This is a genomic window from Sulfitobacter sp. S223, assembly GCF_025143825.1.
GTDB lineage: Bacteria > Pseudomonadota > Alphaproteobacteria > Rhodobacterales > Rhodobacteraceae > Sulfitobacter.
In genome coordinates this window covers 340,255-358,621 of sequence record NZ_CP083560.1, presented here as the reverse complement: position 1 = coordinate 358,621, position 18,367 = coordinate 340,255, and the positions used below count along the sequence as shown (strand labels likewise).

Below are 18,367 nucleotides of genomic sequence, written 5' to 3'. Positions count from 1 at the left end.
TCACATGAAAGGTGAGCAAATGCCGATTTCACAAGGTGACACACTGCCTGACGCCACGCTGGTACAAATGGGTGCCGAAGGTCCGGCTCCGGTCAACATGAGCGACAAGACCAAAGGCCGCAAGGTTGTCATATTCGCCGTTCCAGGTGCATTCACGCCCACTTGCCACTCAGCACATGTGCCCAGCTTTGTGCGGACCAAAGGCGAATTTGATGCCAAAGGCGTGGACGAAATCATCTGCGTTTCGTGCAATGACCCCTTTGTGATGCAAGCATGGGGTGAAGCCACCGGCGCAACCGCAGCCGGTATCACCATGCTGGCAGACGCGTCTTCGGAATTCACCAAAGCGCTCGGGATGGATTTTGATGCTGCTCCCGCCGGTCTTGTCGCCCGCTCCAAGCGGTACGCCATGCTGGTCGAAGACAACAAGGTGACCTTGTTCCAGCCCGAAGAAAACCCCGGTGTGTGCGACATCTCGGGCGGCGAGAGCCTGCTGGACAACATGTAAGACGAAAACAGGGCCGCAGTTGATGCGGCCCTGTTCACTTTGACAAACTCTATTACTGGCCGCAGCCTTAGCTGGCCTTTGCCTGATAAATCGTACGCGTCGGAAAGGGGATATCCACGCCAGCATTATCCAGCGCCTCTTTCACTTTTCGGGTCATATCCGCGCGATAGGCGAAATACTCTGACGCATCGCACCAGACACGCACCAGAAAATCGACCGAGCTATCGCCAAGGTTTGTCACCTGAATAAACGGCTCCGGCTCGGCGTTCGAACGGGAATCTGCCATGATCGTCTCGCGAATGATGTCTTCTGCTTGCTTGAGGTTAGCCCCGTATCCCACACCAAACGTCCATTCGGCACGTCGCTTGTCATTGGTGGTGTAGTTGGTGATGATGTTTCCCCAAACTTCGGAATTCGGCACGATCACCTGAGCGTTGCTTAGATTTGCCAGCTCCGTAAAGTTCAAGCTGATCGCCTTAACCGTCCCCATCATGCCTGCAACTTCTACAAAGTCACCAATCTTGATCGGACGAAACAGGATCAACATGACGCCCGCTGCAACGTTTGAAAGTGTCCCCTGTAAAGCAAGGCCGATAGCCAAACCCGCCGCACCAATGACTGCTACGACAGACGTCGTCTGTACACCGAACGTGTTGAGCACGAACAGAATTGTGAAGCCCATCACGACATAGCGGACGATCGACGCCAGGAATTCGAACAGCATATCATCGAGATGACGATGCTTTTTACTAAGGTTGACGATCCGGCGTTGCAGCCACGCGGATACCATCCAGCCTATAAGAAGGATGACCAAAGCGCCCAGCACGGAACCGGCGGCTGAGGCCAAGAAGTCTATCGTGAAAAGATCCGCAAACGTGTTGCCGTTCCAGATTTCAGTCTGCATCAAATTGTCTAAAGATTCCATCGTCTCAAAGTCCGTCCATCTTACGTGCCAGTTTCGCATCAAGAGCGCTAAGCCCGTCTACGTCGTGCGTGGTCAAGGTTACCGTCACCTTGTTGTATGTATTCTGCCATTCGGGATGATGATTCCATTTTTCGGCCCAGAATGCCGCGCGCGTCATCCAACCGAATGCATCTGCGAAATCGTCAAACTTGTAGGTTTTAACAATCGCATCGCGGTCTTCGACCATAGACCATCCGTTGGTCAACAGCGGGTCCAGTAGAGCCCCGCGTGTCTCGGCGCTTAATTTCTCTGTCATTCCTGTTCCTCGACTTCTGCTTTCTTGAAGGGGCCGTACTCTGTCAGCACCTCTATTTCTTCGTCCACGGCGGCACGCTCGGCCTCCAGATATTCACCAACTGCGCGGGAAAACCCCGGATCACGCATCCAGTGTAGCGACCACGTAGGCGTCGGCAGATAGCCACGCGCCAGTTTGTGTTCGCCTTGTGCGCCCGCTTCGACAGTGCGCAGCCCCATCGCAATTGCGATATCTATGGCCTGATAGTAGCACAGTTCGAAATGCAGGCATGAATGGTGCTCTATGCAGCCCCAATACCTGCCGTACAACGCATCAACGCCAATAAAGTTCAACGCGCCTGCGATCCATTGGCCATCGCGTTCCGCCAACACCAATGCCATGTCATCACGCAGCACTTCTTGGGCTATGTCGAAAAAGCGCCGCGTGAGGTATGGCTGGCCCCACTTGCGTGCCCCCGTATCCTGATAAAAGACCCAGAAGGCGTCCCAATGTTCGGGTCGCAAATCATCGCCGGTGAATGTTTCAATGGTACCGCCGAATGCTTGGGCCGTTGCGCGTTCTTTGCGCATATTCTTGCGCTTGCGCGAGCTGAGCGTATTCAGAAACGCGTCGAAATCGGGATAGCCCTGATTGCGCCAGTGAAACTGTTGGCTCTTGCGGGCCATCATGCCGAATTCTTGCGCGCGGGCAGCTTCTTCGCCCGTACAAAACGTCGCATGGAGCGAGCTGAGCCCGTTGTTCTCTGTCAGTTGCACGGCACCCTGCACCAAAGCAGCAAAGCCAGCCTCCTCAAATCCTGGTCGGGTCAGGAATCGCCGACCAGTGGCAGGGGTATGAGGTACTGCGATCTGCAACTTGGGGTAATAACGTCCCCCCGCCCGCTCATAGGCATGGGCCCAGGAGTGGTCAAAGATATATTCGCCCTGACTGTGTGATTTGGCATAAAGCGGGGCCACTGCGATGATTTGCCCTTCAATGCAGGCTGTCAGATATTGGGGCTGCCACCCTGTGCCAGCACCTACGCTGCCGCTATCCTCCAACGCCTTGAGAAACCGGTGCGTGGTAAACGGGTCATTCGGGCGCGCGCCGTCCACAGCTTCGGGACAGGCACAAGCATCCCATTCGGTCGCGTCAATTTCTGACAGCGATCCAATGATCCTGATCTCTACCTCTTGGGCGCACATGTGGCTCTTCCTGTTGCTGCTCTGCCCTCTAAAGGTGGCATGCACATCAGGATGTTCAAGCGCCCAATGCGGCGCGATACTTTTCAAACGTAATGTTATCGGCGACTTGACGTGCTTGCGCCTCTTGTTCGGCACTTCGGACCGTCCAGCAGCAGATCACGGCACCGGCGGCCTTCAAGTCTGTTACGCGTGGGCGGTCCAGATCGGCCACCTCATGACTGATGAAAGAAGCACCTACACGGTCATAGTCGGGGATCGCACGCAATTCCGCACAGACGGCGTCGGACAATGGCCAGTCCTCTGGCCGAAAGGCGGAGGTGGTCAACCCCCGTGGTACGTCAGGGGCCAGCATCTGCATCGCAGCAACGGAGTGTGGATTGAATGACATGACGGCAACATCCCCGCCATAGCCGACCAACGCATCGGCAGTCGCGCGTTCCAACGGCCCCACCGAAGCTCCCATCGCGCCATCCTGATCCTTTAGTTCGATCAGCAATGGCACCTGCCCTGCCACCAAGGCCAGAACCTCTGGCAGATCGGGGATGCCTTCAGTACCACCAATCAGGCCAGTTGCCTTCAGTTCGGCGGATGTGAAAAGTTGCACTGCCCCCTGCTTTTCAGTCAATCGCTCAAGATGATAATCATGGAACACCATCGCGGCGCCATCGCCGCTAAGTTGCACGTCAATCTCTATGCCGTAACCGCCGTCAATCGCTGCGCGGATCGCCGCACGGGAATTTTCAGGCCTACCGTCTGAAACATCATGCAAAGCACGGTGCGCCAGCGGTACCTTGGAAAAGCTGCGGGGCAGTGCTGTTTTCGTCATGATATTTCGAAGATGCCTTCGATTTCGACAGCAACGCCCAACGGCAGCGCGCCCGCAGAAACAGCAGACCGTGCGTGACGGCCCATATCGCCCAGAGCCTCGACGAGGAAGTCGGAGCAGCCGTTCACGACTTTAGGCTGGTCAGTGAATTCTTTGGTCGAGTTTACAAAGCCGGTCAGCTTGACCACCCGTTTGAGACGACCGAGATCACCACCGCAGGCTGCTTTCACCTGTGCGAGCAACTGTAGTGCGCAGGTCTTAGCCGCAGCAGCGCCATCTTCTACGCTCATATTGTCGCCCAGAACACCAGCAATCAGGCCATCGTCGCTGCGCGAAATCTGACCTGAAACATACAGTGTGTTACCCACCTGTACGAAAGGTACATAGTTAGCCGCAGGTGCCGATGCATCCGGCAGGGTGATACCCAAATCTGTCAGACGTTGTTCAATGCTCATGATGGTGTTCCTTTGAACGGTTGATTTGCGCAGACGCTAGCGCCCTTGACCGCTTGGCGAAAGACCCTGCATCAGCTTTCACGCCATGACTTGACGAAATAATCAGTTACCGGCTTTAGCAGGTAGGTCAGGGGTGAACGGTCACCTGTCTTGATAAACGCATCCACTGGCATACCAGGCAGCAGGATCGTTCCTTCGGGAAGCCTGTCGATTTCACCGGGCGACAGTGTGATCTCAGCTCGGAAATAGTTGCCGCCTGTTACCTCATCTGTCAGCGCATCCGCCGAGATCAGCAAAACACGGCCTTTCAGTTCCGGCGTGGTGCGTTGATCAAGCGAAGACAGCCGCAAGTTCACTTCTTGCCCGACCGAGATTTCGTCCACGTTGGTTGGCATCACCTGTGCGGCAATTACCAGCGGACGGTCCTGCGGGACCAGATACATCAATGGTTCAGCCGAACGGATCACCGATCGCGGTGTGGTAACCTGCATAGAGTAGACAATACCCGAAACCGGCGCACGAATATCCAACCTGTCGATTTGTGCCAGCAGTGCGCGGCGCTGCTCAATCAAAGACAGCTCGCGGTAACGGATTTCTCGCAACTGGGTGATAGCTTCTTCGCGTCCCGAAGTGCCCAGTTTCAGCCCGACGATCTCGATCTCTGTGATCCGGCCTTCGGCCTGAGCCCGCGAGGCAATCAGCCGCCCGATTTCGCCAGTCAAACTGGCTTTTTCCTGCTGCAACCGAAGGACAGATGCCGCTTGCGCCAATCCATCATTCAACAGCTTTTGCTGGTTCACCAACTGAGGTTCAATAAGATCAAGCTGTGCGGCCAGCGACGTTTCCTGCGCGCGAATACCCTTGATCTGATCTTCGATCTGATTGCGCTGTTTGCCCAATTGATCAATCTCGCGCGCGACACTGTCGCGGCGCGCCTCAAAAAGGTTGCGTTGGCCGTCCATCAATTCCTGCGCATCCGAATTCGTTGCCCCCGCCTGCACCAGAGCCTCTGGGAACTTGATTTTATCTGCCTCGTCGCGCTGCGCCTCAAGACGGCCACGCCGCGCCATAAGTTCGAACAGTTGCCCTTCGATCAGGGTCAGCTCTGATTGCGCCTGTTCAGGATCAAGCTGCAACAATAGATCTCCGGCTTTAACCAGATCACCTTCATCCACCAAAATCTCTGCGATGGTGCCGCCCGTATCATGCTGGACAACCTGACGGTTGCGATCAACTTCGATGCGGCCAGAGGCCACAATGGCGCCCGCGATGTTGGACGTTACAGACCAAAAACCAAAACCGCCAACAAGCACGGCAAGCCCGATAAAACCGATCAGAACGGGGCGGGTGGCGCTCCATTTCTTTGTAGTGCTCATGTCACGCCGCCTTCGTCTTTAGGTGCTTTCTGGATTTCCTGATGGTTCTTCACCATGCCTCTAAGAACCTCATCCTTTGGTCCGAAGGCCATGCGCATGCCGCCATCCAGAACCAACAGCGTGTCACATTCCTGAATGGCCGCTGGACGGTGGGCCATGATCAGCACAGAGCGCCCCGCTTCCTTCATCTTGCGGATCGCCTGATTGAGCGCCTGTGAACCCGTGTTGTCCAAGTTCGAATTCGGCTCATCAAGGACCAGTATGACCGGATCATCGTAAAGGGCGCGTGCAAGGCCGATCCTTTGCATCTGACCGCCTGACAGGCGCACCTGACCGGACCGGATTATGGTGTCATAGCCGTCGGGTAGCTCAAGGATCATCTCATGAGCTGCGGCCATCTTCGCGGCAGCAACAACCTTCGCATCATCCGGTGCATCGGCCAAACGCGCAATATTCTGCGCGATGGTACCGTCAAACAGCGAAACGCGCTGCGGCAGATAGCCGATATGATGGCCCAAAGTCTCGCTGCCATAGTGTTCAAGCGACGCCCCGTCCAATCGAACAGACCCACCCGCCGGGCGCCAAACGCCAGTCAACGTGCGCGCCAGCGTGGATTTTCCGGCACCCGACGGACCAATCACACCAACGGCTTGCCCCGGCTGCACACTAAACGAGACCGATTTGAGCGATGCCTGCTTTTCGCCCGGCGGCACCACGGTCAGATTCTTTGCAATCAGTTGCGCACGCGGCTTGGGTAGCGCCGTGCGTGGAGGCTCAGGCGCAACAACACCCAATAGTTCAGCCAGATTATTCCAGCCGGTCACACCGCGCTGGACCAAAGGCCATTGGTTCAATGCCATTTCTACAGGAGCCAACGCACGTCCCAACAGGATTGACCCGGCAATCATAGCCCCCGGTGTCATCTCGTTGCGCAACACCAGATAGGCCCCCATGCCCAGCATAGCAGACTGAAGGAAAAGACGGATCGTCTTGGTCATCGACGTGAATGTGCCGCCGACGTCTGTTGCCACAACCTGTCCGGAGAGCGCTTCGCAACGCGCCTTTTGCCAACGGGTAAAGGCAGCGTTGCGCATTCCCATCGCCTGCACCATCTCCGCCTCTGTTCGGATTTGGTCGGCCATGGCACCCGCCTGCTGGCCTGCGATCGCAGCACGGGACTGCGCACCGCGCGACAATAACTGGTTCGCGATCGTGATCGCGATTAGAACAGCCGCGCCAGCAAGCGCAAGATACCCTAGATAGGGGTGAAATACGAAAATTCCAGCAAAGAAGATCGGCGTCCACGGCAAGTCAAAAGCGGCCATCAAAACTGGTGATGTAATCAAACGCTGTACGGATTCCAAATCACCGAGGCTGCCATTTGTTTTGCTGTCCGGCGCCACTGCCGACTTGCGCACAACCGCATCAAACACCCGTCGGTCCAAATCATCCTGAAACCGCGCACCGACGCGCGCCATGATCCGGCCACGCGTATAATCGAGAATACCCATGACGCCGTAAAGGAACAGAACCAGCAGCGACAGTGCCACCAGTGTCTCCTGACTTCCCGACCCCAAGACCCGATCATAGACCTGCAACATATAGATCGGGCCCGTCAGCATCAGCAGGTTCGCGAAGGCCGAAAATAGACCAACGGTCCAATAAAGCGAGCGGCTGCGTTTTCGAACTTGCCGAAGCTCTTCGCGACCACGTTTTAGTACATCCGTCTGCATCGATACCTTTCTAAGTGCCGCTCAACGGCTAATCAAATCGCTCCCGTAACCGTCGGGCTATAAATCTTTAACATATCTGCAAATGAAAACTCTGTAGTTCAATAGTAAAGACAATCCCACCCCGCTTATCTGTCCCCCCCTTGGGAACCAGATGACCGGCTGCCATCGCCGCCACCGAAGATGTCCTGCAAAACCTGATCGATAATATTTGACGCGCGCGGTTGCCGCGGCTGACTTTGACCGGAATTCGCGATCGGGGCTACCTCGTTGACATCCCCTTCGAAAATCACCTGCGCAGGCGCTGGCGCAATCATTGGCAGTGGCTTCATCGGGACGCCCTCATGAACGCGCATCATAACTTCACGCCAGATTTCCGCCGGCAATCCTCCGCCTGTCACCCCTTTCAGGGGCGTGTTGTCATCGTACCCCATCCAGACGCCGGCAACGTAGTCAGCAGAGAAGCCGATGAACCAAGCATCTTTCGCCGCTGATGTGGTGCCTGTTTTTCCTGCAAGCTGACGACCACCAAATTGCGCACGCTGTCCGGTACCTTCGGCAACCACTTTTTCCATCATATAGATCAACTGGCCTGCGGCACTCTCCTGAATGACACGCTCCCCGATGCCGCCGCCCGTGCCCATCAAAGGTTCGGTATCGCCACGCAGTTTCAGGTCAATCAATCCGTAGGGTGTCACAGACGAACCGCCGTTCAGGATGCCCGCAAAGGCGCCCGTCATTTCGATCAGCGTACTTTCCGATGCCCCAAGCGCCATTGCAGGGCCTGCCGCCAGATCGTTTTTGATCCCGAATTGTGATGCGACCGCACTTACGGTCTCCCGTCCGACCGACTCAGAAATTTTAACCGCCGGAATATTCAAAGACTGCGCCAGCGCGTTTGTCATCGTTGTCTGTCCGACAAAGCGGTTGGTATAGTTCTTCGGGCACCACTCGCCCGAGCCGGGAGTGTAAACACAATAAGGGCTGTCATCGACCAGATCATTCGGCGAATAACCAAGATCAAGAGCCGCTGCATAAACGAATGGCTTGAAGGCAGAGCCGGTCTGGCGCAACGCCTGCGTGGCCCGGTTGAACGCACCTGACACTTTTGTTTTACGCCCCCCCACCATTGCACGCACCGCTCCGTCCGCGCTCATCACAACAATCGCGGCCTGCGCTTTGGAACCTGGACGCACCTTATTCTCAAATACCCAGTTCAGCCCCGCCACTGCAGCGCGCTGCATGTTCTGGTCCAACGTGGTCCGGATAATCACGTCTTCGGTTGTGTTCCGCGTAAAGAATTCAGGACCGGTCGACATAACCCAATCTGCAAAATATCCGCCGGCGCGCGCCTCTGCCGCATCGGACAATTCCGCCGGGCTGGCTTGCGCCACAGCTTCTTCTTCATCCGAAAGATAGCCCTGTTCATTCATCAAACGCAGCACAGTCGCCGCACGATTGCGCGAACGCTCAAGGTTTGACGTTGGCGAGAGCGTGCTTGGCGCGGTCAACAGACCAGCAATCGTTGCGGCCTCAGCAGGGTTCAGGGTGGCCGCCGATTTGCCGAAGAACCGCTGGGAGGCAGCCTCGGCACCATATGCACCACCGCCCATATATGCGCGGTTCAGATAGATCGATAGAATCTCGTTTTTGGAGTACTTGGCCTCCATTGCCATGGCATAGACCGCCTCCTTTGCCTTCCGCTTCAGCGATCCGCGGCGACACTCGGATTCATACTCGGCCTCGGTCTGGCCAGCCGTCGGGTCAAACGGTTCCCCCAGACACAACAGCTTAGCCGTCTGCTGCGTAATTGTTGAACCACCATGGCCTGACAGAGGGCCGCGGCCTTCGCTCAGGTTGATGCGCACCGCAGATGCGATACCGCGCGGACTGAGCCCGAAATGTTTGTAGAATCTCTTATCCTCGGTCGCGATGACCGCATTCTTCAGATGGCGTGAAACGTTTTCAGCTGTCACCGCGCCACCAAACTGGTCACCACGCCACGCGTAAACTTCGTTGTTGTTGTCCAACATCGTGACAGAGCCTTTGGCACGGCCATCCAAAAGATCGTCAACCGGCGGCAGGGTTGTATAAAAATAGCCGACAATAAGCGCCAACACCGCAAAGCCCACAAGCACGATGCGCGAGAAGATCACCCAGATCAGCCGGAAGAACCAACGCACCAACGCACTCAGCAGTCCCAGAATACCACCACGACGTTGACGGGGGGCCTTACGGGATCTCTTTGCCTTCGCTTTCGGCTTTGCAGCCGACTTCGACGACGCCATGGCCGGTTTACGGCTGTATCGCTTGTCAGCAACCAGCGGGTTTCTGCGCTTTGGTGAATCACTCATGAATTTTGGCCTGCTCGCCTACTGTTTTGCGGCATCTTAGACCGCTCTGACCCGATTGTTTAGCATTTGATCCACTCCAACGCCTCATATTACTGCACACCTTTTAAGCACAATTCAATTTCCGCCTAATTTTTAGTCATGTATACCGAAAGATGGACCGCCAGATACCTAGATCAGCTTCCCTTTCGCCCACCCAATCCGGTTTTCTGCATCTGCATTTAGCAGGATGGCCTGCGAACCAAGAGGGGACAATTAGGTGAAACTCATCATTGCCACGATCAAACCGTTCAAACTCGAAGAAGTCCGCGAAGCGCTGACCGATGCGGGTGTACGCGGGCTGATGGTCACAGAAATCAAAGGGTTCGGCGCGCAGTCGGGCCATACAGAAATTTATCGCGGCGCAGAGTACGTCGTGAACTTCGTTCCAAAGGTAAAGCTGGAGCTTGTCGTCGCAGACAGCGTAGCAGACCAGATGGTCGAAGTCATCAGCAAGACAGCCCAGACCGGCAAGATCGGCGACGGCAAGATCTTTGTGCTCGATGTCGAGCAGGCCGTGCGCGTGCGCACTGGCGAAACCGGCGAAGACGCTCTGTAACCTAAAGGACGATACGATGAATATTAAATCTTTCATTCCAGTCGCCGGCGCCGCAGCCTTGCTGCCGACATTCGCGCTGGCTCAGGATGCCGAAACGGCGGCAGTTACCGCCGAGATGGTCTGGATCATGAACACACTGCTGTTCCTGATCGGTGGTTTTCTGGTGTTTTTCATGGCGGCAGGCTTTGCCATGCTCGAAGGCGGTCTGGTGCGTTCCAAGAACGTCACCATGCAGATGACAAAAAACGTCGCTCTCTTTTCTCTGGCCACCATTGCTTACTGGGCGTTTGGCTACAACCTGATGTATCCGTTGGGCACATGGTCCGTCGAAGGCGTTCTGTCGGGCGTATTCGGCGTTGGTGTTCTGGAAGCAGTTGGCGTTGATCTGGCCGGTGCGGACGATGGCGAATACGCCTCCACCGGTTCCGACTTTTTCTTCCAGCTGATGTTCTGTGCGGCAACAGCCTCCATCGTATCCGGAGCCTTGGCCGAACGTATTAAACTGTGGCCTTTCCTGATCTTCGTGATCATCCTGACCGGCATCATCTATCCGTTGCAGGCTTCCTGGAAATGGGGCGGTGGCTTCCTTGACGAGATGGGCTTCCTTGACTTCGCGGGCTCCACTGTTGTGCACTCTGTAGGCGGCTGGGCTGCTCTGGCAGGCGCGCTGATCCTCGGACCGCGTATCGGCAAGTACAAAGACGGACGTGTAAACCCAATGCCCGGTTCCAACCTCGCACTGGCGACACTTGGTATGTTCATCCTGTGGCTCGGTTGGTTCGGCTTTAACGGCGGCTCACAGCTGGCGATGGGTTCTGTAGGCGATATTGCGGACGTATCCCGCATCTTTGCGAACACAAACGCAGCTGCTGCTGGTGGTGCGGTTGTAGCCCTTATCCTGACACAGGTTCTGTACAAAAAGCCTGACCTGACAATGATCCTGAACGGCGCACTTGCGGGCCTCGTGTCCATCACCGCAGAGCCGCTGACGCCAACACTTGGCATGGCGACACTGATCGGGGGTATCGGCGGCGTGATCGTAGTCTTCGCGGTTCCATTCCTCGACAAGCTGAAAATCGACGATGTTGTCGGTGCGATCCCTGTGCACCTTTTCTGTGGCATCTGGGGCACCATCGCGGTTGTTCTGACCAACGGCGACGCAAGCCTCGGCACACAGCTCTACTCCATCTTGGTCGTAGGTATCTTTACCTTCGTGGTGTCCGGTGCAGTCTGGTTCATCCTGAAGGCAACGGTCGGCATCCGCGTCAGCGAAGAAGCCGAGATCATGGGTCTCGACACATCCGAGCTGGGCATGGAAGCCTACCCCGAGTTCACACGCGGGTAACAAGAACAACGCGGCCCCCGATCTCTTACTCGGCGGGCCGCGCATAACGACGCCAACGAAAAAGCCCCGCATCAGATGATGCGGGGCTTTTTATATCAGGTGATAGGGCGGGTTTAGACCCCGGTATCAACTATAGCTTTTGCAAGAATTGGAACAGTCTGGGCATTAAGCCCGGCAATATTCATGCGGCTGTCGCCCACCATGTAAATGCCATGCTCGACACGCAATGCCTCTACCATCTCGGGCGACGTCCCCAGACGCGAGAACATGCCACGATGCTGCGCAAGAAACCCGAACCGGTCAGATCCGGAAAGCCGCTGCAATTCGGCCGCCAACTGTTGGCGCAGTCCCAGCATGGATTGGCGCACTTCCTCCAGCTCAGCCTGCCAATCCGCCCGCAAGGCTGGATCATTCAGGATCATCGTCACAAGACGCGCACCATGGTCCGGCGGAAAACTAAAGTTCTGACGGTTCAGAAACGCAAGCGTCCCCTGATTAAGCGCCTGCGCACTGCTGTCTGCGCTTACCACCATCAGCAGCCCCGTACGCTCACGGTAGATGCCGAAGTTCTTTGAACAGCTCGCCGCGATGATACACTCGGGGACCGAAGCGACCACTTTGCGCGTCGCTGCTGCATCCTCATCCAAGCCGTCCCCAAAGCCTTGATAGGCGATGTCGATCATCGGTGTGGCGCCGGTTTCCAGCAGCACTTTGATCACCTCGTCCCATTCGGAACTATTCAGGTTAGCGCCCGTAGGATTGTGACAGCAGCCGTGCAGCAAAACCACATCACCCTTCTTGGCTGTTTTTAGATCCGCAATCAGGCCGTCGAAATCAACGCCGCGCGTCTCTTCGTCAAAGTACCGATAATGCACGACCTCAACGCCGAGATACCCGAGCATAGAGATGTGATTGGGCCATGTCGGGTTCGAAACAAACACCCGCGCATCGGGGTTCGCCATCTGGATCAACTCAAACGCCTGACGACAGGCACCTGTGCCACCGGGTGTGGCAGCTGCTGCAATATTCGCACGTGGCACAACATCGCCCAGTACCAGATCAATCATCGCGTCTCCAAATGCAGGATCGCCCGCAAGGCCCGTGTAAACCTTGCTATCTTGCGTTTCCCACAGCTGGTGCTCTGCAGCCTTGATCGCACGCATAACCGGCGTGAGGCCAGTCGCGTCTTTGTACACGCCAACACCCAAGTCGATCTTGGTGTCCCGCGGATCTTCCTTATACATTTGCATCAAGGCCAGAATTTTATCAGCAGGCTGCTGCTTCAGTGTCTCAAACATTACGCATCTCCGGTTGCGATTGGCACAGTCGGGAACATCCCCCACTCAGCCCATGATCCATCATAAAGAGCCCAGTCATGGTGCCCAAGTCGTTCCAAGGCCAACGCCAAAACCGCCGCCGTTACGCCGGACCCACACGAAGTGATAACAGGCTTACCCATATCCACCCCTGCGGCCTCGAAAACGGCGCGGCTCTCATCAACGGATTTCATCGTCTGGTCGGCATTGAGTAGGGTTCCGAATGGCACGTTGCGCGATTTCGGGATGTGACCAGCGCGCAGCCCTTCACGCGGCTCTGGCGCTTCGCCGCGAAAACGGGCGGCGGCGCGGGCATCCACAATTTGGGGGCTGCCTAATTTTGACGCATGAGCCACTTGCGTGACGTCGCGCACCAGATGGTTCTGAAAACGGACGGTCATGTGTCTATCGCGTGGAATTGGCGGCATGTCTTCGGTCGGGCGTTCTTCTGCCAGCCATTTTGGAAAACCGCCATCCAAGACGGCAACATTTTCCTGCCCCATAAGTTTAAAAAGCCACCACACACGGGGTGCCGACATAATACCCGCACCGTCATAAACGACGATCTGGTGCCCGTCGCCCACACCCATGGCCCGCATCCGCGACATGAACTTCTCTACCGGAGGTGCCATATGCGGCAAACTCGACCGCGCGTCAGAGATTTCTTCAATATCAAAAAACCGCGCACCCGGTATATGTGCAGCGTCATATTCCGCCTTAGGATCGCGTTCTTCTGTTGGCAAATACCAGGACGCATCAATAACCCGCAGATCGGGATCTTTGAGATGCTTTGCCAACCATTCGGTAGACACAAGTGTTTTTGGATCATCTGTCATGGTGGCTTCCCCTTGGTTGCACACCCCTGACTACTCCGACAGCAAAATCGGGGCAAGACTATGCACCATGATGCGCATTTCTTTTGGCCGAAAATATCCCGGGGGAGTCTTCGCCAAAGCGAAGGCGGGGGCTGGACCCCGTTTTTTTTTCTACAGTCGCTACCCGTGATCTTTCAGCAGACGCGACTTCTGCCGCGACCAATCCCGTTTGGCGGCATCTTCGCGCTTATCGTGCAGTTTTTTACCCTTGGCGATGCCGATCTTGATCTTCGCCATGCCGCGATGGTTGAAATACATCACCATCGGGACAAGGGTCATACCCTTGCGCTGGGTCGCATTCCACATCTCGGCCAATTGCTTACGGCTAACCAGCAGTTTGCGGCGGCGGCGTTCTTCGTGGCCAAAGGTTTTTGCCTGCTTGTAGGGCGCGATATAGCTGTTCACCAACCAAAGCTCGCCATCCTCAACCGCAGCATAGCTTTCCGCGATATTGGAGCCGCCCATCCGCAGGGACTTCACTTCTGATCCCTCAAGCATGATGCCGCATTCAACATCATCCTCGATCGCGTAATCAAACCGCGCACGGCGGTTTTCTGCGATGACCTTATAGTTCGGGTCCGACTTTGATGATGATTTTACCTGAGCCATGGGTAGCGATGTAGGGCGCTAACGCCCTTCACGCAAGGGTATCAGCTCAACGCAGGCCTTCACGCGCCAGATATTTTGCAAGATCCAGTATGATCTGGCCCCGCGCTTGCGCGATAGCAGTAGGTCCGCCCTTGGGGTCATAGGCGACGGCAAGATCAAAAACGCCCGAACGCTCACGGCCCTGGTAGACGCCGACGAAATACTGACCGGTAGCCCGGAATACCCCGTCGGTACCTGCCACCAGATCGGTAAACCTTACGTCCAACGTGGCTGCAGCCGCTTCCTCGAACGGCCACGGCTCCGACGCAATGCGCGCACGCGTCAGCCGTGCAAGATTCCGGCTCAGCTCAAGCCCAATGGCACGATCCGGCGAATCCGCCCAAAGAACCTTCGACGTAATCAACGTGCCATCCGGCGCTTGTTGAGCGATTTCATCTGCCGAGGCATAACTGGGCAGCGACACGTCCTTCACCTCAACCGAACGATAGCCAATCCCCACAGTCTCGGAGATAGCAGGTGGTTGCACGGCGATACGATTCGGCGCGCCACAAGCGGCCAAGATGGCCAGCGCGGCAGCGGCGGCGATTGGTTTGATCAGTGTCATATTATCTTCCCAGCAGCAGAGAATTTGGATTTCGTTCAATGGTACGCGCAAGTTTTTCTAGCGCGCTGGCGGCTTGTTGGATATCACGCAGCGTTGTCTCGACAGAACGGCTCAGCTCATCCCCGCGATTGTAGCCTTCGATGGTGCGACCCGCTTGCACAAAAAGCGCATTGAGACGGTCGATCACCTGCGGCAGATCTTTGGAGGAAACAGCAATGCTATCTGCAGCATTACGCGCCGAAGCCAGCGTTTGGTTCACATTCTCGACCGCCCCGCCTTCGCGCAGTTCGCGCAAAGTGGCATTCAACTGATCCAATGCGCCAGACAACGCCACAGGAAGCTGCGCCGTCTCGGGGCTGCTGACCAATGCCTCAGCCGAAGTCGTAAGCGAGGTCAGCTCTTGAATGAGAACATCAAATTCCAGCGATGCGGCCTTAGACGCGACAGCTTGAATATCGGTCACCAGCTCCGGCACACCTTCGACCGATGACGTCACCGCATCTGCTGCATCCGCAGCCGCAGTAAGCGTTTTACCAAGGGATTCGGCGATACGTTGCTGTTCCAGCTCGGCCACCAGCCCCTCAACCCGCGTTAGCGTCGCATTCAGCGCAACAGGAATGTTCTTCACATCATCGGACGTCACAATCCCTGAAATATCACTCAACAATGTGCTGACATCGCCCGGCACCTTTTGCAGGTCACCGTTAGACATCAGCAGCTCCGCCGAATTCATCACGTTTATTGCGCTGTTCAGCAGTTCTTCGATAGGCAGGTTGTTGATCCGCGTGAACACGCCTTCCACTGTTGCAGCGGCATCCGAAGTCTCGCTCTTTGTGGTCGGCATGACGGGCAGATCAAGCCCCTCCGAAATCAACCTCGCAGGCGGCGCATCCTCTACCTCTATCATTTCAACTTTCAGGCCACCTGTCAGCAGGCTGGCAGAAGCCAGTCGGGCGCGCAGACCATTCGCAACCCGATCCTGCAAAAGGCCCAAGGCAGCCGCCGCCGAAACTTCGCCCGGAAGACCAAGACGCGCAGGCTGGATCGACAAGACCACATTCAACCGCACGCGGCTATCGCCGAACTGGTTGAAGTCCACGATGCCGGACAAACTCTCAACCGAACCGATCCGGAATCCGCTCAGCTCCACTGGCGCTCCGACGGCTAGGCCGGAAATATTCTCTTCGAAGATCACGCTCATGCGCAGCGGGTCTACTTCCGAACTGGTGAAAAGACTGTTGCGCGCAACTTCCTTGCTCTCAAAAACCTGAAACACCTCACCGTCGCGGGCAGGCTCACCGCCTGAAACGAAGGTATCAAAGGTTATCCCACCGCCCACCAGCGTTGCCAGCGACGAAAAGTCGATCTCGGCACCAGCAGGACCAACAGAGAAACTAAAACCCGAAGTATCCCAGAAGCGCGTTGAAGAGCTGATCAGATTGCGGTGCTCTTCATAGATCAAACCTTCGGTAATCGCATAGGCACCACTACGCGAAATCTGGGCACGTCCGACCTGCCCCACCTGAATACCGCGAAATAGGATTGGTGCATTGTCTGTCAGCGTTCCGTTCGCCGTGGACCGGAAAGCGATCTGCAGGCCACTTTCACCCGGCTGGATCAAAGGTGCCACATCCGACCCTTTGAAAGTACTGGAAGGCAGACCAATCTCACTATCCCATGAACCTTCGATATAGACGCCACTTAGAACTGTGCTAAGGCCAGTGACACCTTGCGCAGTGACCTCTGGCTGCACGATCCAGAAGACCGAACTTGCATCGACATATTCCGCGACATCCTTGTGGAGGCGAATGTGCACTTCGACCTTGTCCAACCCTTCACCAAAGCCCACCTCTTCGACATCGCCTACTTCAATGTCGCGGTACTTGAGCTTTGTTTCACCCGCGGAAATGCCCGCGCCGTCGGTAAACTTCACGATGATAACCGGTCCGCGCGCGGCGTAGGATTGCCATGCAACGCCAAAGGCGACCACAAGCGCCAGAAGCGGGATAATCCAAATGAAGGAAGCTCCGGAAAGCACGCTTTTGCGTACTGTCGAAATCTCGACGGGAGGAGGAGTGTTAGCCATTGTCTGAAGCCTCGTTGTCATTGGGTTGCGCATCCCAAATCATGCGCGGGTCGAATGCCTGAGCAGACAACATGGTAAAAATCACCGATAAAGCAAAGAAAAACGCCGCAGGACCCGGTGTGATCGTAGCAAGGCCCTTGAGTTGCACCAGCGCCGACAGAATGGCAACGACAAAGATATCAATCATCGACCAGCGCCCGATATACTCGACAACCTCATACATCAGCAAGCGACGATGCGAAGCAAATCCACGATGCTGCCTGACGCTGACAGCCAGAAACGCGATCGCCCAGAATTTCCCAAGCGGGATTACCACAGAGGCAATCAGAATAATGGCCGCAATCCCGTAGGCACCGTGATGCGCCAGATCAACAGCGCCCCCGATGATGGTGCTTTCGTCTACCGAAAACAGCTGACGGCTAAGCAGCATAGGGTACATGTTGGCAGGGAAATAACACATCATCCCAACAATCCACAGCGCCCAAACCCTTTGCAGGCTATGCGCATCACGCGAAACAAGCTTTGCACCACAGCGACCGCAATCCGCTGTTCCCAGCGGCCAGGCACGCCCGCAACGGGTGCACGCGACAAGACCGGCCTCACGGGCGGTCACTGTCTTTTGGGATGTTCCAGAGAGTTCCATACAGACCACTTACACATAAAACTGTCCTGAACGATAACCAGAACCACCAATACACCGAACATCCAGAATGCCGGACCAAAACTGACCGTCGCCAAATCCGCGACTTTCACCAACGCAACCGCACATCCCAGCGCAAAAATCTCGGCCATCGACCATGGGCGCAGTGCTTCGGACAGACGGAAGGCAGGGATTGCATGGCGTGCGGGCGGGCGATCAAGCACAACGGGTACCAAAACATATACCGTCAGCAACATCCGCAAAAGCGGTACAAAAAGGATAAATCCAGCGGTCATCAGCGCCAGCACCAACAGCGGCCCTTCTGTAAAAGACAGTGCTGCATCAATGATGGACACAGAATTGCTGCGCCCCGCCGCAGAGATTTGCAAAAACGGGAATACACTTGCCGCCGTGATCAACACCACAACCGCCACAGCAACCGCGATGATCTGCATCCCCGCCTTGCGCCGCGGCGCGATCAATACCTTGTGGCAACGCGTGCAAACAGCCCGCTCACCATTCTTGGGGCGTTCTAACTGGTAGGTCGCATCGCACACTGGGCAGACAATAAGCTCTTCCAGCGGTGAATGGGAAAGATCGACAGCTTCGGACATGGAAGACATATAGCGTTATTTCCGACAGGG

At 56.1% G+C, this 18,367-nt stretch carries 18 protein-coding genes; 3 read left to right on the top strand and 15 right to left on the bottom strand.

Going from position 1 to position 18,367, the window contains the following annotated elements; all coding sequences use genetic code 11:
* The first annotated feature begins 19 nt into the window (after positions 1–19).
* Entirely contained in the window at positions 20–508 is a 489-nt protein-coding gene (locus K3757_RS01740; protein ID WP_259998733.1) for a peroxiredoxin, read from the top strand.
* Positions 509–575: 67 nt separating this feature from the next.
* Here K3757_RS01740 and K3757_RS01735 read toward each other — a convergent pair whose 3' ends face one another.
* The 8 genes from K3757_RS01735 to K3757_RS01700 form a co-directional block, all read right to left on the bottom strand.
* On the bottom strand, positions 576–1,433 hold the full coding sequence (locus K3757_RS01735; RefSeq protein ID WP_259998731.1) for a mechanosensitive ion channel family protein: 858 nt from the start codon (positions 1,431–1,433) through the stop codon (positions 576–578).
* A 4-nt stretch (positions 1,434–1,437) separates the two neighbouring features.
* Positions 1,438–1,728: a 4a-hydroxytetrahydrobiopterin dehydratase gene (locus tag K3757_RS01730; RefSeq protein WP_259998729.1), complete on the bottom strand. Its 291-nt coding sequence runs from the start codon at positions 1,726–1,728 to the stop codon at positions 1,438–1,440.
* On the bottom strand, positions 1,725–2,912 hold the full coding sequence (locus K3757_RS01725) for a GNAT family N-acetyltransferase (RefSeq protein WP_259998727.1): 1,188 nt from the start codon (positions 2,910–2,912) through the stop codon (positions 1,725–1,727). The genes K3757_RS01730 and K3757_RS01725 overlap by 4 nt, the downstream gene beginning before the upstream one ends.
* 55 nt (positions 2,913–2,967) lie before the next feature.
* Positions 2,968–3,738 (bottom strand): glycerophosphodiester phosphodiesterase family protein, encoded by a 771-nt coding sequence (locus K3757_RS01720; RefSeq protein WP_259998725.1) that lies wholly within the window; start codon positions 3,736–3,738, stop codon positions 2,968–2,970.
* Positions 3,735–4,193 carry a RidA family protein gene (locus K3757_RS01715; RefSeq protein ID WP_259998723.1) on the bottom strand — a complete coding sequence of 153 codons (459 nt, stop codon included), beginning with the start codon at positions 4,191–4,193 and terminating at the stop codon, positions 3,735–3,737. The genes K3757_RS01720 and K3757_RS01715 overlap by 4 nt, the downstream gene beginning before the upstream one ends.
* A gap of 71 nt (positions 4,194–4,264) precedes the next feature.
* Positions 4,265–5,569 carry an HlyD family type I secretion periplasmic adaptor subunit gene (locus K3757_RS01710; protein ID WP_259998721.1) on the bottom strand — a complete coding sequence of 435 codons (1,305 nt, stop codon included), beginning with the start codon at positions 5,567–5,569 and terminating at the stop codon, positions 4,265–4,267.
* Positions 5,566–7,302 carry a type I secretion system permease/ATPase gene (locus K3757_RS01705; RefSeq protein WP_259998719.1) on the bottom strand — a complete coding sequence of 579 codons (1,737 nt, stop codon included), beginning with the start codon at positions 7,300–7,302 and terminating at the stop codon, positions 5,566–5,568. Before K3757_RS01705 ends, K3757_RS01710 begins: the two co-directional genes overlap by 4 nt.
* A 125-nt stretch (positions 7,303–7,427) precedes the next feature.
* Positions 7,428–9,653, bottom strand: a complete 2,226-nt coding sequence (locus tag K3757_RS01700; RefSeq protein ID WP_259998717.1) for a transglycosylase domain-containing protein — start codon at positions 9,651–9,653, stop codon at positions 7,428–7,430.
* Positions 9,654–9,909: 256 nt separating this feature from the next.
* Here K3757_RS01700 and K3757_RS01695 point away from each other — a divergent pair, with 256 nt between their 5' ends.
* Both K3757_RS01695 and amt read left to right on the top strand, forming a co-directional pair.
* Positions 9,910–10,248 carry a P-II family nitrogen regulator gene (locus K3757_RS01695; RefSeq protein ID WP_259998715.1) on the top strand — a complete coding sequence of 113 codons (339 nt, stop codon included), beginning with the start codon at positions 9,910–9,912 and terminating at the stop codon, positions 10,246–10,248.
* A gap of 16 nt (positions 10,249–10,264) precedes the next feature.
* Complete coding sequence (gene amt, locus K3757_RS01690) at positions 10,265–11,593, top strand: ammonium transporter (RefSeq protein WP_259998713.1); 1,329 nt, start codon at positions 10,265–10,267, stop codon at positions 11,591–11,593.
* 113 nt (positions 11,594–11,706) lie between these two features.
* On the opposite strand, the gene K3757_RS01685 is transcribed toward amt, so the two are convergent.
* The 7 genes from K3757_RS01685 to K3757_RS01655 form a co-directional block, all read right to left on the bottom strand.
* Entirely contained in the window at positions 11,707–12,891 is a 1,185-nt protein-coding gene (locus K3757_RS01685; RefSeq protein ID WP_259998712.1) for an amino acid aminotransferase, read from the bottom strand.
* Positions 12,891–13,745 (bottom strand): 3-mercaptopyruvate sulfurtransferase, encoded by an 855-nt coding sequence (sseA, locus tag K3757_RS01680; RefSeq protein WP_259998710.1) that lies wholly within the window; start codon positions 13,743–13,745, stop codon positions 12,891–12,893. Before sseA ends, K3757_RS01685 begins: the two co-directional genes overlap by 1 nt.
* 159 nt (positions 13,746–13,904) lie before the next feature.
* Complete coding sequence (gene smpB, locus K3757_RS01675) at positions 13,905–14,393, bottom strand: SsrA-binding protein SmpB (RefSeq protein WP_259998708.1); 489 nt, start codon at positions 14,391–14,393, stop codon at positions 13,905–13,907.
* Between the two features lie 46 nt (positions 14,394–14,439).
* Positions 14,440–14,997 carry a membrane integrity-associated transporter subunit PqiC gene (locus K3757_RS01670; protein WP_259998706.1) on the bottom strand — a complete coding sequence of 186 codons (558 nt, stop codon included), beginning with the start codon at positions 14,995–14,997 and terminating at the stop codon, positions 14,440–14,442.
* 1 nt (position 14,998) lies between these two features.
* Positions 14,999–17,083, bottom strand: a complete 2,085-nt coding sequence (locus tag K3757_RS01665; protein ID WP_259998704.1) for an MlaD family protein — start codon at positions 17,081–17,083, stop codon at positions 14,999–15,001.
* The gene (locus K3757_RS01660; RefSeq protein WP_259998702.1) at positions 17,076–17,726 is read right to left on the bottom strand and encodes a paraquat-inducible protein A; all 651 of its coding nucleotides are present in this window, start codon (positions 17,724–17,726) and stop codon (positions 17,076–17,078) included. Before K3757_RS01660 ends, K3757_RS01665 begins: the two co-directional genes overlap by 8 nt.
* Complete coding sequence (locus tag K3757_RS01655) at positions 17,693–18,337, bottom strand: paraquat-inducible protein A (protein ID WP_260001161.1); 645 nt, start codon at positions 18,335–18,337, stop codon at positions 17,693–17,695. The genes K3757_RS01660 and K3757_RS01655 overlap by 34 nt, the downstream gene beginning before the upstream one ends.
* Positions 18,338–18,367 lie beyond the last annotated feature (30 nt).

Coding starts and splice junctions, on each gene's coding strand:
- K3757_RS01740 (WP_259998733.1), top strand. CDS start 20: ATGCCGATTTCACAAGGTGACACACTGCCTGACGCCACGCTGGTACAA.
- K3757_RS01735 (WP_259998731.1), bottom strand. CDS start 1,433: ATGGAATCTTTAGACAATTTGATGCAGACTGAAATCTGGAACGGCAAC.
- K3757_RS01730 (WP_259998729.1), bottom strand. CDS start 1,728: ATGACAGAGAAATTAAGCGCCGAGACACGCGGGGCTCTACTGGACCCG.
- K3757_RS01725 (WP_259998727.1), bottom strand. CDS start 2,912: ATGTGCGCCCAAGAGGTAGAGATCAGGATCATTGGATCGCTGTCAGAA.
- K3757_RS01720 (WP_259998725.1), bottom strand. CDS start 3,738: ATGACGAAAACAGCACTGCCCCGCAGCTTTTCCAAGGTACCGCTGGCG.
- K3757_RS01715 (WP_259998723.1), bottom strand. CDS start 4,193: ATGAGCATTGAACAACGTCTGACAGATTTGGGTATCACCCTGCCGGAT.
- K3757_RS01710 (WP_259998721.1), bottom strand. CDS start 5,569: ATGAGCACTACAAAGAAATGGAGCGCCACCCGCCCCGTTCTGATCGGT.
- K3757_RS01705 (WP_259998719.1), bottom strand. CDS start 7,302: ATGCAGACGGATGTACTAAAACGTGGTCGCGAAGAGCTTCGGCAAGTT.
- K3757_RS01700 (WP_259998717.1), bottom strand. CDS start 9,653: ATGAGTGATTCACCAAAGCGCAGAAACCCGCTGGTTGCTGACAAGCGA.
- amt (WP_259998713.1), top strand. CDS start 10,265: ATGAATATTAAATCTTTCATTCCAGTCGCCGGCGCCGCAGCCTTGCTG.
- K3757_RS01685 (WP_259998712.1), bottom strand. CDS start 12,891: ATGTTTGAGACACTGAAGCAGCAGCCTGCTGATAAAATTCTGGCCTTG.
- sseA (WP_259998710.1), bottom strand. CDS start 13,745: ATGACAGATGATCCAAAAACACTTGTGTCTACCGAATGGTTGGCAAAG.
- smpB (WP_259998708.1), bottom strand. CDS start 14,393: ATGGCTCAGGTAAAATCATCATCAAAGTCGGACCCGAACTATAAGGTC.
- K3757_RS01670 (WP_259998706.1), bottom strand. CDS start 14,997: ATGACACTGATCAAACCAATCGCCGCCGCTGCCGCGCTGGCCATCTTG.
- K3757_RS01665 (WP_259998704.1), bottom strand. CDS start 17,083: ATGGCTAACACTCCTCCTCCCGTCGAGATTTCGACAGTACGCAAAAGC.
- K3757_RS01660 (WP_259998702.1), bottom strand. CDS start 17,726: ATGGAACTCTCTGGAACATCCCAAAAGACAGTGACCGCCCGTGAGGCC.
- K3757_RS01655 (WP_260001161.1), bottom strand. CDS start 18,337: ATGTCCGAAGCTGTCGATCTTTCCCATTCACCGCTGGAAGAGCTTATT.